This window comes from Desulforapulum autotrophicum HRM2, assembly GCF_000020365.1.
Classification (GTDB): domain Bacteria; phylum Desulfobacterota; class Desulfobacteria; order Desulfobacterales; family Desulfobacteraceae; genus Desulforapulum; species Desulforapulum autotrophicum.
The window spans coordinates 3,539,408-3,554,256 of record NC_012108.1 but is presented as its reverse complement, the minus strand read 5'-3'; the positions used below and the strand labels follow the sequence as shown (position 1 = coordinate 3,554,256).

The following is a 14,849-nucleotide window of genomic DNA, read 5'->3' as shown; positions in this document are numbered from 1 at the left end:
CCATGACCATAGCAGTAAAGATTGAAGAGACCCTTTCCAAATCCTCCTGGATCCGAAAGATGTTTGAGCAGGGGGCAAAGCTCAAGGCCGAACACGGTGCTGAGAATGTGTTTGATTTCAGTATCGGAAACCCGAATCTTGAACCGCCTGTGGCATTCCAGGAGGCCCTTGAGCAGGTTGCAGGTGAACGGGGAAAGAACGTCCACGGCTACATGCCCAATTCCGGATATCCCCATGTCAGAAAGGCCATTGCGGACAGTATCGGTGACGAACAGGGGGCCGTTCTTTCGGCCGATGATATTGTTATTACCTGCGGGGCGGCCGGCGGCCTTAACGTGCTTTTCAAGGCCCTTCTCAACCCTGGCGAAGAGGTGCTGGTTACAAGGCCCTTTTTTGTGGAGTACACCTTTTACGCTGAAAACCACGGGGGGGTGCTGAAGACCGCTGCTGCAAACCCGGATTTCACCCTCAATCTTGATGCCATTGAAAGGGCCATCACCCCGAAGACCAAGGTGATGATCATCAATTCGCCCAACAACCCCACGGGCCAGATCTACCCCAAGGAGAGCCTGGACGCCCTGGGCGGGCTTTTAAGGAAAAAGGGAAAAGAATTCGGCACGGTCATCACCCTTATTTCCGACGAACCCTATCGAAAGCTTGTGTTTGACAACATCCTTGTGCCGCCGGTGTTTCCTTCCTATGAGAACAGCGTTGTCGTTACCTCCCACGCAAAGGATCTCTCCCTTCCGGGGGAAAGGATCGGCTACCTTGTGGTGAATCCTGCCTGTTCCTTCAGGGACAAGCTTATACCGGCCCTGGCCCTGACCAACAGAATCCTGGGGTTTGTCAATGCGCCTGCCCTGATGCAGCGCATTCTTCCCTTGATCCAGGGGGCAAGCGTTGACATTGACGCCTATCGAAAAAAACGGGATATGCTGTGTGAAATTTTAAAGGATGCCGGTTTCACATTCACCACCCCGCCCGGTGCTTTTTATATCTTTCCAAAGTCTCCCATCCCCGATGATGTAAAGTTTGTCTCCATTCTCCAGGATGAGTTGATCCTGGCCGTTCCGGGAACCGGATTTGGTGGTCCTGGTTATTTTCGCCTGGCCTTTTGTGTGGATGATTTCACCATTGAAAGTTCACGGGCTGCATTTAAACGGGCCATGGCCAGGCTGGAGGTATAGGATGCACGAAATGGGGGTTGCCCAGCAGATGGTTGATATTGCCCTTGCTGCCATTCCTGACGATATTGAAAATCCAAGGGTTGCCGTTCTTAACCTGAGGATTGGCAAGCTTGCCGCCGTTGTGGAGGACAGCCTGAGGTTCTGCATGGAAGTGATCACAAAGGATACGCCCCTTGAGGGGGTAAACCTTGTAATCGAAACGATTGATGTGAGGGCAAGGTGCAAGGATTGCGGCCACGAATGGGTGGTCGAAGGACCTGCCTTTAGGTGCCCTGGGTGCAAACAAGGTGCTGTTGAGCTTCTTTCAGGCCGGGAGCTTGAAATCTCCTCCCTGGAGCTTGCTGATTAATTTTGGAGGGCAACCTGTCATAAGTCAGGCTTGGCCCCATTTGATATAGGAAAAAAAACATGGAAATAAAGGTTCAAAAAAGGGTACTTGAGGCCAACGAGACCATGGCCGAAAAGAACAGAAAATTATTTGCAGAAAAAAAAGTATTTGTCCTTAACATGATGAGTTCTCCTGGATCGGGCAAAACCGAAACCCTGTGCAAGACCCTCCTGAGGATCATGCCTGAAATCAGAACCGGGGTGATTGTGGGGGATATCTGTACGACCAATGATGCCGACAGGCTCAAGGAAACAGGTGCCGTGGCCGTTCAGATCAACACGGATCAGTTTGGGGGAGACTGTCACCTTGCGGCCCATCTCATTGAACGAACGGCAACCCAGATGGATCTTGACCACCTTGATCTGCTTATTGTGGAGAACATCGGTAACCTGGTGTGTCCTGCGGAATTTGACATTGGTGAAGATGCCAGAACCGTTGTTCTGAGCGTCACAGAAGGAGAAGACAAGCCCCTGAAATATCCGCTGATGTTTCGCCTTGCAGACTCGGCCATCCTCAACAAGATAGACCTTTTGCCCTACCTTGATTATAATGCAAAAGAGGCTGTGGATAACATGGCCGAGATTCATCCGGGAATGCCCGTGTTTTCGCTTTCTGCTAAAACAGAAGAGGGGTTTGAGCCCTGGATCGAATGGCTCACCTCAAAGGTGAACTCAAAAATTTAGCCGTTTATCTGACTAAGGTTTATCTGACTAAGGTTTATCTGACTAAGGAGGGCGTTGTGGAGAGAAAAGACGCAGCATTCAAGGGTGCCTGGTATCCTGCCGACGGCCAGGCATGTGAACGTGAGATCGTCAGGTTTCTTAACGAACGAACAGGTACGCTTACGGGTGATTATGTGGGCGGCATCGTTCCCCATGCCGGATGGGTGTTTTCCGGCTCCATTGCCTGCCGGGTCATTGCTTCCCTGGCAGGAACCGGATCAGGGGGGGCCCATGGCAAGGTCGACCTGGTGCTGCTCTTTGGTCATCACATGCATCCCCTGGATGCCCCCCTTGTCATGGGCAGGGGGGCCTGGGAAACTCCCTTTGGTGATCTTGTTGTCCACCAGGGGGTTGCCGGGGCCCTGGCAAAGGCTGTCGGTGCAACGACCCTGGGACCGGACGCCTTTCCCGATGAGAACACCATTGAACTCCAGCTTCCCTTTGTAAAGTATTTTTTCCCGGATGCCGCCATTGTTCCCATGGGGGTTCCGCCATCGGCCCATGCTGAACGGATTGGCATTCTGGCCGTTGAGGCTGCCCTGAAATCAGGACTTTCCCTGCGGGTGATCGGTTCCACGGACATGACCCATTATGGACCCAATTATGGATTCTCTCCGGCCGGAAAGGGCCAGGCAGCCCTTGACTGGGTCAAGAACACCAATGATTCCCGGGCAATCAAGGCAATGGTTGAAATGGACGTTGACACCATCCTCGCCCAGGGTCTGGAACACCACAATCTGTGCTGTCCCGGTGCCGTTGTCGCCGCCGTTGATGCAGCACGTGCCATGGGAGCTTCACGGGGTGTTGCCCTTGACTATACCACCAGCCATGAAACAAGCCCGGGTTCAAGTTTTGTCGGTTATTCTGGTATTCTCTTTGAGAGAGTGCCGTCCGTGAGATAAAAATAGAGAATTACTCGGTGGGTGTTTCATGGTGTCCACATGTCCTGGCGGACACAACGAAGCATGAAACTCGATGATACAGGGGAAACGATCGTACCATTCCGCCCCCTTTGGTTCCCCTGACCGGAACGGTAAACGCCGGGGGCTTTTTGCCCTTCCAGGCTAAAGCACAGGAACTGCGGGCTAAAGTCCTCAAACAGCCTGTGCTTCTTAACGCCTGGAAGGACAAAAAGCCTATCCCCTTTGGTTTACAATGTTCCGGTCAGGGAAACCAAAGGGGGCTCCAAAGTCGAGATTTTCACAATGATGTTTCGACAGGGACTTCTTATAAAAACGGCCATGCCCTGTCGGGCACAACGAAGCATAAAACTTGAACCTTCGACAGCAGAGGCGACCGGGGGGAGGTTTTACCCGAAGCGGATTAAACGGCAGCGGTCAGCATGGACGCTGAAGGAGCTGCCGTTTCCCTCGGAGCAGCCCAGGACGGGCTGCGAGAATGAGCGGAGGGTAATACCTTCCGCCGGTTGCCGGAATACCACGAGTTGCATATAGCCGGCATGACCGTGATTATTTGAGCACAGCCCGGATACGGCTGACCGTCTTATCCCGGCCAAGGGCAAGGATCATCTCAAAGATCCCGGGGCTGACCGTCTTGCCGGTAAGGGCCACCCTCAGGGGCTGGGCGAGCTTGCCGAATTTGAGATCGTGGCGCGCCATCACCTGCTTGAAAATTTCCTCAAGGGCCGGTTCCGTGAACGCATCCAGGGCCAGGGCTTCCATGGTGTCTGCACACTCGCACAGCGGCTGCATGATTTCAGGTTTGAGAAATTTTGCTACAGCCTTTTCATCAAAGGTCAGGGTGTCGACAAAATAGAAGCGGGCCGCTTCGGCCATCTCCACCAGGGTCTTACACCTTGGCTTGAGGCTTTCAACGGCAAGCTGGACCGCTGCTGTGTTTTCGATGGTGATGCCTTTTTCCGCAACAAAGGGAATCAGGGCCTCGGCAATCTCAGCGTTGGATTTTGCCTGGATATGCTTGGCGTTAAGGGCCAGCAGCTTGTCCATGTCGAACATGGAAGGGGACCGGCCCAGGTGCTCCAGGGAGAATTTTTCAATGAGCTCTTTTCGGGTGAAAAACTCCTGGTCGCCGTGGGACCAGCCAAGCCTGACAAGGTAGTTGAGAATGGCGTCGGGCAGGATGCCCATTTTCTGATACTCACCCACGCTCATGGCCCCGTGGCGCTTTGACAGTCTTGCCTTGTCGTTGCCAAGTACCATGGGAACATGGCCGAACACGGGTGGTTCTGCCCCAAGGCCCCGGTAAATGAGGATCTGTTTGGGTGTGTTCACCAGGTGGTCGTCCCCCCGGAGGATGGTGTTGATCCCCATGGTCAGGTCATCGACCACAACGGCCAGGTTGTAGGTGGGGCTGCCATCGCTTCTCTGGATGATGAAGTCGTCTATCTCGCTGTTCTGGAACGAGGTGGGGCCCTTGACAATGTCATCGACCACGGTGCTGCCGGTGTTGGGCACCTTGAGTCTGACCACCCGGTTTTCGCCGGGTCCAAGGTCAAGGTTCCGGCATCGCTGGTTGTACATGGGGCGTTTGCCGTTTGCCTTTGCCTCTTCTCGCATGGCATCGACCTCTTCCGGGGAGCAGCTGCAGTAATAGGCATGACCCGATGCAACCAGCCGCTGGATATACTCCCGGTAGATGGGGTAACGTTCTGTCTGGAAAAAAGGGCCCTCATCCCAGTCGATGCCAAGCCAGTGGAGGGAATCGAAAATTGCATCCACCGAAGCCTTTGTGGAGCGAACCGTGTCTGTATCCTCAATTCTCAGGACAAATTTTCCGCCGGTTTTTCGTGCCCACAACCAATTAAAAAGGGCCGTTCTGGCGCCTCCGATATGAAGATATCCCGTGGGGCTTGGCGGGAATCTTGTTATAACTGTATCCATAGGTAACTCCGTAAAATAGCGTTGTGTTGTGTCTAAAACTTCGTTGGGGGAAATACCACAGGCCATGGATTTGGGCAAGGGGTATTGATGTTTGCGATTATTATCTTGACAAACTTTGTCAATTAATTTAGATATTAACGTTTATTGGTACACTGAAGTTTATACTATATGATCAAATAAATTAGAAGGTTAGGAGGAGATAGAATGGCAGTCCCAAAGCAAAAAAGCTCTAAGAGTCGTGGTAGAAAGAGACGTACCCATCAGAAGGTTGCAGCACCCACCCTCACCGTTTGTCCCGAGTGCCAGGAGGCAAAGCTTCCCCATGCAGCCTGCCCCGCCTGCGGTGCATACAGAAACAGGAATGTAAGGCCGGACGCTGTTGAAGCCTAGTCTGCGATTTTTCAGCAACCCTTTAAGGAGGCGTTTTTTTAAGTATGTCTGTTGAGGCAAAGGTAAAAAAAATAATTGCAGAAAAGCTCCAGGGTGTGGATATTGAAGATGTAATCCCCGAGGCGTCCCTGGTGGATGACCTCGGGGCTGATTCTCTGGCCCTTGTGGAACTTATCATGAGCATGGAAGAGGCGTTTGACATTGATATTGATGACGATGATGCTGAAAAGATGATCACCGTCAATGATGCCATCGAGTACATTAGAAAAAAATCCTAACAAGGAACGGATCTTATGGATATGGCGATTGACACGACAGCCCCCATTATCATTGGCTGCGACCATGCCGCTTTCCCCTTAAAAGAGAAGATCATCGTCTTTCTCAAGGGGTTGGGCATTGAGGTAAAGGATGCAGGAACCTTCAGCCAGGAATCTGTTAGTTATGTTGATTATGGAAAAAAGGTTGCAAAGGCCGTGTCTGAAGGCGAGTATTCCCGGGGAATTCTGCTGTGCGGTACCGGCCTTGGTATGTCCATGGTTGCCAATCGGTTTCCCCGGGTGCGTGCGGCACTTTGCAGTGATATTTTTTCCGTGCGCATGAGTCGGGAGCATAATGACTCAAACATCCTTGTGCTCGGGGGCCGCATCATTGGTGATGCCCTTGCCTTTGAGCTGGTCAGGACCTGGCTTGAGACTCCGTTTGAGGGGGGAAGGCATCTTGACAGGATCAAGAGCCTGGAAACATCTGTATAGGCATGGAAAAAGGAGACAGGGCAGTGGACATAGGCGCAATTAAAGGGGTTGACCCGGAAGTTTTCGAGATCATCATGCAGGAGGCGCTTCGCCAGCAGGAGGGGCTTGAGCTTATTGCCTCTGAGAATACAACCAGCCGGGCGGTCATGGCCGCCCAGGGTTCGGTGCTGACAAACAAGTATGCCGAAGGGTATCCGTCAAAGCGTTACTATGGCGGTTGCGCCATGGTCGATCGGGCTGAAACCCTGGCCATTGACCGGGCACGGGAGCTGTTCAAGGCTGAATATGCAAATGTGCAGCCCCATTCAGGTTCGACGGCCAACATGGCTGCCTATTTTTCCGTGATTAAACCCGGGGATACCGTGCTTGCAATGGATCTTTCCCATGGCGGTCACCTGACCCACGGCAGCCCGGTCAGTTTTTCCGGCAGGCTGTTTAATTTTGTTCACTATGGTCTGTCCGGTGAAACCGAAATGATCGATATGGACGAGGTGGCGGCCCTTGCCGAAAAACACCGGCCTAAATTGATTGTGGCCGGTGCCAGTGCCTATCCCCGGATCATAGATTTTAAGGCGTTTTCCGACATTGCTCGATCCGTGAACGCCCTTTTTATGGTGGACATGGCCCATATTGCCGGGCTTGTGGCGGCAGGGGTTCACCCCTCTCCGGTTCCCCATGCCGATATTGTCACCACCACCACCCACAAGACCCTGAGGGGACCCAGGGGGGGATTGATTCTGTCATCCAACGAAATCGGTCCGAAGATCTCAAGCCAGATTTTCCCCGGGATCCAGGGCGGGCCCCTCATGCATGTGATAGCCGCAAAGGCTGTGGCCCTGAAAGAGGCCCTTTCTCCGTCGTTTGCCCAGTATCAGCGACAGGTGGTTGCCAATGCAGCAACCCTTGCAGATGCGCTCATGGACCGGGGAATGAAACTGGTCTCCAACGGCACGGACAATCACCTCATGTTACTGAACCTCACCCATAACGGTATTTCAGGCAAAGATGCTGAGAATCGCCTTGGGGCCGCAGGTATCACGGTCAACAAAAATGCCGTTCCCAATGATCCCAGGGGACCCATGATTACCAGTGGTATTCGGATAGGAACGCCCCTTGTGACAACAAGGGGGATGGGTGAGACCGAGATGGACCTTGTTGCCGAACTGATCACCCAGGCCCTTGAAGCGCCGGCAACGGCAGAAACCGTGAGGGAAAAGGTAAGATCCCTGTGTGCACAATTTCCCCTTTACAAAGACGACACAACCCGTGGTTGAGCTTGTGCGACCTTCATGGGATGTATACTTCATGGACATTGCCCGACTGGTGGCCACCCGTGCCACCTGTTTAAGACGTAAGGTCGGGGCAATCCTGGTCAAGGAGCGTCGTATCCTCTGCTCCGGTTACAACGGTGCACCCACACACGTTCCCCACTGTGATGTCACAGGGTGTCTGCGCGAGCAGCTCAATGTGCCTTCCGGGCAAAAGCATGAACTCTGCAGGGGGGTCCATGCTGAGCAGAACGCCATTATCCAGGCCGCCTACCATGGCATCTCCGTGAAAGGATCAACCCTCTACTGTACCCACAAGCCCTGTTCCATCTGTGCAAAGATGATCATCAATGCAGGCATCGTCCAGGTCTGTTTTGCAACGGGGTATGACGACTCCATGTCAGAAACCATGTTTGCCCAGGCCGGCATAGAAATAACCCAGATAACCGATGAGGTGGCACCTTGAAATGTCCCTATTGCGGGCAGTTGAACAACCGGGTGGTTGATTCACGGCTGAGCCGCAGTGAATTTGCCGTTCGAAGGCGCAGGGAATGCCTGGACTGCATGCGCAGATTTACCACCTATGAAAAGGTTGAAGATCTGCCGGTCATGGTGGTGAAAAAAGACGGTCGCCGGGAGGAGTTCAACCGCGACAAGATCCTTTCCGGGATTAAAAAGGCCTGTGAAAAGCGTGCCATCAGCGTGGATCAGATTGAAGAGGTGGTGGATTCGGTTGAGCGTGATTTCAGAGACGCCAATGAAAAGGAGATCTCATCCACCGTTGTCGGCAACAAGGTCATGGAGCTTCTCCACCGTTTGGACGATGTGGCCTATGTGCGGTTTGCCTCTGTCTACCGGGAGTTCAAGGATGTGGATGATTTTATTGAGGAGTTGAAAAGTCTCATTCCCCGAAAAATACTTGAAGATAAAAAACCAGACGGATGTTCTGATGATGGATGAAACAACGCATAATTCGTTTATGGAGCAGGCCATCTGCCTTGCCGAACAGGGCCGGGGCTACACAGCTCCCAATCCCATGGTCGGGGCCGTGGTGGTCAAGAACAACCAGGTCGTAGGTCAAGGATGGCACAAGGGTCCGGGGCTTGCACACGCAGAGGTCAACGCCATTGATGATGCCGGTGATTTGGCCAGGGGCAGTGACCTTTATGTGACCCTTGAACCGTGCAATCACACGGGAAGAACCCCGCCGTGTACCGAAAAAATTCTCAGGGCCGGCATTCGCCGGGTGTTTGTGGGAACCGAAGACCCCAACCCATTTGTGGCTGGCGGTGGGATCAAATTTCTGAAAGAAAGGGGTGTTGCGGTCAAGGTCGGTATCTGCCGCAGGGCGTCTGAGACCCTGATCGAAGATTTTATCTGGTACGTTAAAAACGATAAACAGCCCTTTGTGGTCTTAAAATGTGCAGCAACCCTGGACGGTCAGCTTGCCACACGAACCGGGGATTCCAAATGGATCACCAACGAGGCGTCTCGAAAATACGTTCACAGGCTGCGCCACTGGGTGGATGCCATTGTGGTCGGTGCCGGCACCATACGGGCCGATAATCCCTCGTTGACCACAAGGATTGAAAATTTTGACGGCCGTGATCCACTTCGGGTGATCCTCGACGCCCAACTCTCCATTGACCCCGATTCACAGGTGTTTACCCAGCAATCCAGTGCAAAAACCATGGTTGCCATCTCCCGAAGGGCTGACCCCGAACGTTGTGCCCTTTTTAAACATCGGGGTATTGAGCTGCTGGTTCTGCCTGAAAAAGAGGGGATCATCGACCTGGCGTGCCTTGGTGAGGCCCTTGGGCAAAGGGGGGTGGTGAGTCTTTTGATCGAAGGAGGAGGCCGGGTGGTTCATTCGGCCCTTGCCGCCGGTGTGGTCAATAAAATCTATCTTTTTTTTGCACCTAAGCTTCTTGGGGGCAACGATGGGGTGCCCATGTGCCGGGGCAGGGGGCCTGAGTTGATGAATGACGCCCTGGGGTTGAGCCAGGTTGAGGTGGAACGGTTTGACAATGACATCCTCATCAAGGGGTATCTGAAACAGAATTAACTGGAGGCGTCACGGTGTTCACGGGAATCATTGAGGGAGCTGGAACCCTGAAAAAAATTCAGCCCAACGGCGAGGGAAAAAGGCTTGCCATTCAAACAGGGATGGACCTTGAAGGTACAAAAATCGGCGATTCCATTGCCGTCAATGGTGCCTGTCTCACTGTCGTCTCCCTCAGCAATTCAGTTTTTGAGGTGGACATGGCCCCTGAAACCGTTTCCCGGACCACCTTTAAATCCCTTCTTCCCGGTGCCCGGCTGAATCTTGAACGTGCCCTTCGCCTGTCAGACCGCCTGGACGGCCATCTGGTTTCAGGGCATATTGATGCCACTGGATCTGTTGTATCCAAAACAGTCAAGAGCAACGCCGTTATCGTTACCATTGGCATCCCTGAAACCCTTGGTGATGAAATAATCGAAAAGGGCTCGGTTGCAATCGATGGAATCAGTCTTACAATAAACAGGTGCAGCCACAAGGATTTCGATGTGAGCGTTATTCCCCACACGGCAAAGATCACCACCATCGGTACGGCCAGGGTCGGAGATAGTGTCAACATTGAGACCGATATGATTGGAAAGTATGTTAACAGATTCTTAAAACAGAAGGTAACAGATACAACCGCCGGGACTGGTAACCATTCAGGATCGATCACCAGGGAGCTTCTGGCAAAAAAAGGATTCTTATAAGGAGTGAAATAAGCATAAATGCCGCAAATTACAATAGAGCAGGCCATCGAAGATATCAAAGCCGGGCGCATGGTCATACTGGTGGATGACGAGGATCGGGAAAATGAAGGTGATCTTACCATGGCAGCCGAGGCTGTTACCCCTGAAGCAATTAATTTCATGGCAAAATACGGTCGGGGACTCATCTGTCTGTCCATGACAGGAGATCTGGCCGACCGCCTTGAGCTGCCCATGATGGTGGATGACAACACCTCCCAGTTTGAAACCGGATTCACCATCTCCATTGAGGCCAGAGATGGCGTAACCACAGGGATTTCGGCAGCTGACAGGGCTAGAACCGTCCAGGCGGCTGTGGCCGACGGGGCAACTGCCCACGACCTTGTACGACCGGGTCACATCTTTCCCCTGCGGGCCCGCCAGGGTGGCGTCATGGTGAGGATCGGCCAGACCGAAGGGTCGGTGGACCTTGCCCGTCTTGCAGGACTAAAACCTGCCGGTGTCATTTGTGAGATTATGGATGAAGACGGTACCATGTCCAGGAGGCCGTCCCTGGAGAAGTTCAGCCAGGAGCATAATATCGGCATCTGCACCATCGCAGACCTTGTCGAGTACCGCCTCAAGACCGAATCCTTTGTCAGAAAAGCTGCCCAGAGTGTGATTCCCACGAAATTTGGTGGTGAATTTAAAATCATCGCCTATGAAAATGACCTGGATAATCTCACCCACATTGCCATGGTTAAGGGTGATATTGATCCTGACCGAGCCACACTGGTTCGGGTCCATTCAGAGTGCATGACCGGTGATATCTTTGGTTCATTGCGCTGCGACTGCGGCGATCAGCTCCACAAGGCCATGGCCATGATGGACAAAGAGGGGAGCGGCGTGATTCTCTATCTTCGCCAGGAAGGCCGGGGCATTGGCCTTGTCAACAAACTCAAAGCCTATGAACTCCAGCGCAAGGGATGTGATACGGTTGAGGCAAATCTGAAACTTGGGTTTGACGCCGACATGAGAGATTACGGTATTGGCGCCCAGATGCTCGTGGATCTTGGGGTCAGGCAGATGCGCCTCATGACCAACAATCCCACCAAAATGGTTGGCCTTGAAGGCTATGGGCTGAGTATTGTGGAGCAGGTGCCCATTGAGGTTGAGCCCAACGAGTACAACAAGGGGTATTTAAAGTGCAAACAGCTTAAAATGGGACATATGCTGAAAATGTGCTGATGGTTTTTAACAAAATATAAGGAAATTAAGATGCCACAGATTATAGAAGCAGGCCTGTCGGCCCAGGGCAAAAAATTTGGAATCATTGCCGCAAGGTTCAACGATTTTATAACCGAACGACTGGTGGGCGGTGCCCTTGACGCCCTGACAAGAAGCGGGGCCGCAGACGGGGATATCACGTTGTTAAAGGTACCCGGTGCCTTTGAGATTCCCCTTGCCGCAAAAAAAATGGCCATGACCGGCAAATTTGATGCCATTATCTGTCTGGGTGCCGTTATTCGGGGGGCGACCAACCACTATGACTATGTGTGCGCCGAGGTTTCCAAGGGGATTGCCTGTGTCAGCCTTGACCATGGACTACCGGTCATGTTCGGCATCCTCACCACAGAGAGCATTGAGCAGGCCATTGAACGGGCCGGAACCAAGGCTGGAAACAAGGGCTTTGATACGGCCCTTGCCGCCATTGAAATGGCAAACCTCATGACCGTTATGGGAGAAGCCTAGATCCCATGGGTGACCGCAGACAGGCAAGGGAACTTGCCCTCCAGGCCCTCTACTATTTTGACGTGGACAAGGGCAGTCCGGACGAGTTGCTCGCACTTTTTTGCAGCAATTTTGAAGATCGAATCGATGAATCAATCCGACCGTTTTTCCTTGACCTGGTCAAGGGGGTTACCCAGGCAAGGGCGGAGGTCGACGACCTGATGAACCGTTCTTCAAGTAACTGGAAGGTTTCAAGAATGCCCATTGTGGATCGTAATATCATGCGCATGGCCATCTTTGAGATGCTCAAGCAGCCAGACATCCCTCCCACGGTGTCAATCAACGAGGCCGTGGAGATCGGCAAACGGTTCGGAACCCGGGGATCCGGTGCCTTCATCAACGGGGTACTCGATAAAATTCGTGTGTTGAAAAATATCGACAGGGGAGAAAAAGAATGATCATCAAAAAGCTTGAAGTGGGACCCATCATGGCAAATTGCTATATCCTAGGATGCGACAGGACACGAAAGGCTGTTGTCATTGATCCTGGGGATGAGGCAGACCGCATACTCATGGCCCTTTCTGAATTAAAGCTCTCGGTTGAATACATCCTCAACACCCACGGTCACTTTGACCATGTGGGGGCAAATGCACGCTTGAAGGAGGCTACTGGAGCAAAGCTTATGATCCATCAAGATGACGCACCCATGCTCAAGGATCTGACTTCAGCTGCGGCCACCTTTGGCCTGCGGGCGGAAAATTCTCCTGCACCCGACGGGTATCTTGCCGACGGGGATGAGGTTACGTTTGGGGACATCACCCTGACTGTGATCCACACTCCGGGTCACTCAAGGGGAGGGATCAGTCTTTATACAAAAGGGGTTCTTTTTTCCGGAGATACCCTTTTTGCAGGGTCCATCGGCCGAACCGATCTTCCGGGCGGAAATTACGATACCCTGATCCACTCGATTAAAACCAGGCTTCTGTGTCTTGACAAAAAGACCATTGTCTACCCCGGACACGGTCCTGAAACTTCCATTCTCCAGGAGGAACGGATGAATCCCTTCCTTGGTCGTCAATAAAAATACAGTGACCCTTTCCCCTGTTGCCCATGTGCTAATGGGGGATGATTGTCTGGGAAATGGAAAAATAGAAATACCGGTCTATTAAACGATGTGTGTCAACTGCTGTGTCTTTCTGTCCAGGAGAAGTTATTCTTACCAACGCCTTCTGGAGCCATCGTTTGTGTGTTAATTTATTAAAAGAGGCGTTTTTACCATGAAAAAGTTGTTGTTGACCCTGTTAACCCTTGCTGTGCTGGGGCTGTGGGGGGTGCAGGGGGTCTGTGCTGCCGCGCCGGCTGCCGATGCCGTTGTTCTTGAACCTGATTTCAGCTTTGGAACCATTGCCGAGGGAAAAAAGGCAATCCATACCTTTATGATCGAGAACAGGGGAGAGACCGAACTTCGTGTTCTTCGGGTCGAAACCGGCTGAGGTTGCACAGCTGTCAACTTTGACAGGCAGATTCCCCCGGGCGGGGAGGGAAAAATAGTTCTTCAGATTAACACCCTGGGCTACGGCGGAAGGGTGTTGGTCAAACAGGTCAGGGTACATACGGATCAGAAGGGAAAACCCCTTGTCCTTAAAATGAGCGGCAATGTTGAAAAGATTGTTATGGTAGATCCCAATGTCGTTCATTTTGTTGGGTCGCCTGAAGATACGCTTGAAACGACGGTAAATATTGTGCCTTTAAAAAAATATGATTTTTCACTCAAAGACCAGCCACTTGCCGGTATGAAAAATGTGGCGGCGGTTCTGAAATCCTCGGGCAGCGGTAAAAAGTCCTGGCAGCTTGTGGTGACCAATACGAGAAAAACGGTGGGACGCTATTATGAGGTGATCACCCTGAAGACAGACAGCCTTTTTCAGCCTGAGTTGAAAATCCGGGTGTTTGGAAACCTTACAGCCAAGGGCAGTTTGCAGTCAACTGCCCCATGAGGAAGGTACAGGCGTTGCTGACCAATAAAATTAAGGCCGTTGTATTTGACTGCGACGGTGTCATGTTTGATACGGCAGATGTGAACAGGCGCTATTACAACCAGCTGCTTGCCGGTTTTAATAAACCGCCCCTGACCGAACCTCAGTTCGTCAAGGTGCACATGTTTTCGGTAAAAGATGCCATTGCCTATCTTTTTCCTGAACGAGAGGACCTGACCGATGTTTTTGCCCATATGAAGGGGCTTGCCTATGGGGAGTTCATCTCCCACATGGTCATTGAACCCGGGCTGAAGGATTTTCTTGACAGCCTCAAGGAAAGAATGTTCATCCGGGCCGTTGCCACAAATCGAACCAATACAATGGCCGAGGTGCTGAAAACCTTTGACCTTGAACATCGGTTTGAATCCGTGGTTACTGCGGCTGATGTGAAAAATCCAAAGCCAGCCCCGGATCAACTGCTTAAAATCATGGATCATTTTAAGCTGGCACCCAGGGAAATATTGTTTATCGGGGACTCAGCGTTTGATCAAATGGCTGCAGACAAAGCCGGAACTGTTTTTGTAGCGTTCAACAACCCCTCCCTCAAGGCAGATTTTTATTTCAATTCAATGGCCGATATCAAGGCAATGCTCAATATAAATCAATAAATGTCCTTGACAAAAAAGCCAATCACGATTAATTGGAATAAGAATTTTACTTTATTACTTTCAAGGCCAGGTATGGGATTTGTGATCATGGATTGAAAAATTTGGCATCCCAGGTTTTGGTATACGGTTTTCAATAGAATTTGTATAAATGTTTGGTAAAACATTTATTGTGGTTAATATTA

General features: G+C 51.8%; 20 protein-coding genes. 19 read left to right on the top strand and 1 reads right to left on the bottom strand.

Annotated features, from left to right (window positions below; genetic code table 11):
* Positions 1–2: 2 nt before the first annotated feature.
* From HRM2_RS15500 to amrB, 4 genes are read left to right on the top strand one after another with little or no spacing between them, the layout of a single operon-like run.
* Positions 3–1,187, top strand: coding sequence for a pyridoxal phosphate-dependent aminotransferase (locus tag HRM2_RS15500; protein WP_015904983.1), 1,185 nt, complete (start codon positions 3–5; stop codon positions 1,185–1,187).
* Position 1,188: 1 nt separating this feature from the next.
* Positions 1,189–1,536: a hydrogenase maturation nickel metallochaperone HypA gene (gene hypA, locus HRM2_RS15495; RefSeq protein ID WP_015904982.1), complete on the top strand. Its 348-nt coding sequence runs from the start codon at positions 1,189–1,191 to the stop codon at positions 1,534–1,536.
* A 59-nt stretch (positions 1,537–1,595) separates the two neighbouring features.
* Complete coding sequence (gene hypB / locus HRM2_RS15490) at positions 1,596–2,258, top strand: hydrogenase nickel incorporation protein HypB (protein WP_015904981.1); 663 nt, start codon at positions 1,596–1,598, stop codon at positions 2,256–2,258.
* Between the two features lie 56 nt (positions 2,259–2,314).
* Positions 2,315–3,199, top strand: a complete 885-nt coding sequence (gene amrB / locus HRM2_RS15485; RefSeq protein WP_041273311.1) for an AmmeMemoRadiSam system protein B — start codon at positions 2,315–2,317, stop codon at positions 3,197–3,199.
* Between the two features lie 567 nt (positions 3,200–3,766).
* Here amrB and gltX read toward each other — a convergent pair.
* Positions 3,767–5,158 (bottom strand): glutamate--tRNA ligase, encoded by a 1,392-nt coding sequence (gene gltX, locus HRM2_RS15475; RefSeq protein ID WP_015904979.1) that lies wholly within the window; start codon positions 5,156–5,158, stop codon positions 3,767–3,769.
* Positions 5,159–5,362: 204 nt separating this feature from the next.
* Here gltX and rpmF point away from each other — a divergent pair, with 204 nt between their 5' ends.
* The 15 genes from rpmF to HRM2_RS15400 all read left to right on the top strand — a co-directional run bounded on the left by rpmF (position 5,363) and on the right by HRM2_RS15400 (position 14,667).
* A complete protein-coding gene (rpmF, locus tag HRM2_RS15470) occupies positions 5,363–5,548 on the top strand; it encodes a 50S ribosomal protein L32 (protein WP_015904978.1) in 186 nt (61 codons plus the stop codon).
* Between the two features lie 44 nt (positions 5,549–5,592).
* Positions 5,593–5,826 (top strand): acyl carrier protein, encoded by a 234-nt coding sequence (gene acpP, locus HRM2_RS15465; protein ID WP_015904977.1) that lies wholly within the window; start codon positions 5,593–5,595, stop codon positions 5,824–5,826.
* Positions 5,827–5,841: 15 nt separating this feature from the next.
* Positions 5,842–6,300 (top strand): ribose 5-phosphate isomerase B, encoded by a 459-nt coding sequence (gene rpiB, locus HRM2_RS15460; RefSeq protein WP_015904976.1) that lies wholly within the window; start codon positions 5,842–5,844, stop codon positions 6,298–6,300.
* 2 nt (positions 6,301–6,302) lie between these two features.
* Positions 6,303–7,574 (top strand): serine hydroxymethyltransferase, encoded by a 1,272-nt coding sequence (locus HRM2_RS15455; RefSeq protein ID WP_187149263.1) that lies wholly within the window; start codon positions 6,303–6,305, stop codon positions 7,572–7,574.
* The gene (locus HRM2_RS15450) at positions 7,531–8,034 is read left to right on the top strand and encodes a deoxycytidylate deaminase (protein WP_015904974.1); all 504 of its coding nucleotides are present in this window, start codon (positions 7,531–7,533) and stop codon (positions 8,032–8,034) included. Before HRM2_RS15455 ends, HRM2_RS15450 begins: the two co-directional genes overlap by 44 nt.
* Entirely contained in the window at positions 8,031–8,528 is a 498-nt protein-coding gene (gene nrdR, locus HRM2_RS15445; protein ID WP_015904973.1) for a transcriptional regulator NrdR, read from the top strand. Before HRM2_RS15450 ends, nrdR begins: the two co-directional genes overlap by 4 nt.
* On the top strand, positions 8,518–9,633 hold the full coding sequence (gene ribD / locus HRM2_RS15440) for a bifunctional diaminohydroxyphosphoribosylaminopyrimidine deaminase/5-amino-6-(5-phosphoribosylamino)uracil reductase RibD (RefSeq protein ID WP_332306291.1): 1,116 nt from the start codon (positions 8,518–8,520) through the stop codon (positions 9,631–9,633). Before nrdR ends, ribD begins: the two co-directional genes overlap by 11 nt.
* A gap of 14 nt (positions 9,634–9,647) precedes the next feature.
* Positions 9,648–10,316, top strand: coding sequence for a riboflavin synthase (locus tag HRM2_RS15435; RefSeq protein ID WP_015904971.1), 669 nt, complete (start codon positions 9,648–9,650; stop codon positions 10,314–10,316).
* Positions 10,317–10,334: 18 nt separating this feature from the next.
* Positions 10,335–11,540 (top strand): bifunctional 3,4-dihydroxy-2-butanone-4-phosphate synthase/GTP cyclohydrolase II, encoded by a 1,206-nt coding sequence (locus tag HRM2_RS15430; RefSeq protein WP_015904970.1) that lies wholly within the window; start codon positions 10,335–10,337, stop codon positions 11,538–11,540.
* 30 nt (positions 11,541–11,570) lie between these two features.
* Positions 11,571–12,044 (top strand): 6,7-dimethyl-8-ribityllumazine synthase, encoded by a 474-nt coding sequence (gene ribH, locus HRM2_RS15425; RefSeq protein WP_015904969.1) that lies wholly within the window; start codon positions 11,571–11,573, stop codon positions 12,042–12,044.
* A gap of 5 nt (positions 12,045–12,049) precedes the next feature.
* On the top strand, positions 12,050–12,481 hold the full coding sequence (nusB, locus tag HRM2_RS15420; protein WP_015904968.1) for a transcription antitermination factor NusB: 432 nt from the start codon (positions 12,050–12,052) through the stop codon (positions 12,479–12,481).
* Positions 12,478–13,104 carry an MBL fold metallo-hydrolase gene (locus HRM2_RS15415; RefSeq protein ID WP_015904967.1) on the top strand — a complete coding sequence of 209 codons (627 nt, stop codon included), beginning with the start codon at positions 12,478–12,480 and terminating at the stop codon, positions 13,102–13,104. Before nusB ends, HRM2_RS15415 begins: the two co-directional genes overlap by 4 nt.
* 196 nt (positions 13,105–13,300) lie before the next feature.
* The gene (locus HRM2_RS15410; protein ID WP_015904966.1) at positions 13,301–13,516 is read left to right on the top strand and encodes a DUF1573 domain-containing protein; all 216 of its coding nucleotides are present in this window, start codon (positions 13,301–13,303) and stop codon (positions 13,514–13,516) included.
* Positions 13,517–13,612: 96 nt separating this feature from the next.
* Positions 13,613–14,020: a hypothetical protein gene (locus HRM2_RS15405; protein ID WP_041273309.1), complete on the top strand. Its 408-nt coding sequence runs from the start codon at positions 13,613–13,615 to the stop codon at positions 14,018–14,020.
* Positions 14,017–14,667 (top strand): HAD family hydrolase, encoded by a 651-nt coding sequence (locus HRM2_RS15400; protein WP_041273308.1) that lies wholly within the window; start codon positions 14,017–14,019, stop codon positions 14,665–14,667. Before HRM2_RS15405 ends, HRM2_RS15400 begins: the two co-directional genes overlap by 4 nt.
* Positions 14,668–14,849 lie beyond the last annotated feature (182 nt).

Coding starts and splice junctions, on each gene's coding strand:
- HRM2_RS15500 (WP_015904983.1), top strand. CDS start 3: ATGACCATAGCAGTAAAGATTGAAGAGACCCTTTCCAAATCCTCCTGG.
- hypA (WP_015904982.1), top strand. CDS start 1,189: ATGCACGAAATGGGGGTTGCCCAGCAGATGGTTGATATTGCCCTTGCT.
- hypB (WP_015904981.1), top strand. CDS start 1,596: ATGGAAATAAAGGTTCAAAAAAGGGTACTTGAGGCCAACGAGACCATG.
- gltX (WP_015904979.1), bottom strand. CDS start 5,158: ATGGATACAGTTATAACAAGATTCCCGCCAAGCCCCACGGGATATCTT.
- rpmF (WP_015904978.1), top strand. CDS start 5,363: ATGGCAGTCCCAAAGCAAAAAAGCTCTAAGAGTCGTGGTAGAAAGAGA.
- acpP (WP_015904977.1), top strand. CDS start 5,593: ATGTCTGTTGAGGCAAAGGTAAAAAAAATAATTGCAGAAAAGCTCCAG.
- rpiB (WP_015904976.1), top strand. CDS start 5,842: ATGGATATGGCGATTGACACGACAGCCCCCATTATCATTGGCTGCGAC.
- HRM2_RS15455 (WP_187149263.1), top strand. CDS start 6,303: ATGGAAAAAGGAGACAGGGCAGTGGACATAGGCGCAATTAAAGGGGTT.
- ribD (WP_332306291.1), top strand. CDS start 8,518: ATGATGGATGAAACAACGCATAATTCGTTTATGGAGCAGGCCATCTGC.
- HRM2_RS15430 (WP_015904970.1), top strand. CDS start 10,335: ATGCCGCAAATTACAATAGAGCAGGCCATCGAAGATATCAAAGCCGGG.
- ribH (WP_015904969.1), top strand. CDS start 11,571: ATGCCACAGATTATAGAAGCAGGCCTGTCGGCCCAGGGCAAAAAATTT.
- nusB (WP_015904968.1), top strand. CDS start 12,050: ATGGGTGACCGCAGACAGGCAAGGGAACTTGCCCTCCAGGCCCTCTAC.
- HRM2_RS15415 (WP_015904967.1), top strand. CDS start 12,478: ATGATCATCAAAAAGCTTGAAGTGGGACCCATCATGGCAAATTGCTAT.
- HRM2_RS15410 (WP_015904966.1), top strand. CDS start 13,301: ATGAAAAAGTTGTTGTTGACCCTGTTAACCCTTGCTGTGCTGGGGCTG.
- HRM2_RS15400 (WP_041273308.1), top strand. CDS start 14,017: ATGAGGAAGGTACAGGCGTTGCTGACCAATAAAATTAAGGCCGTTGTA.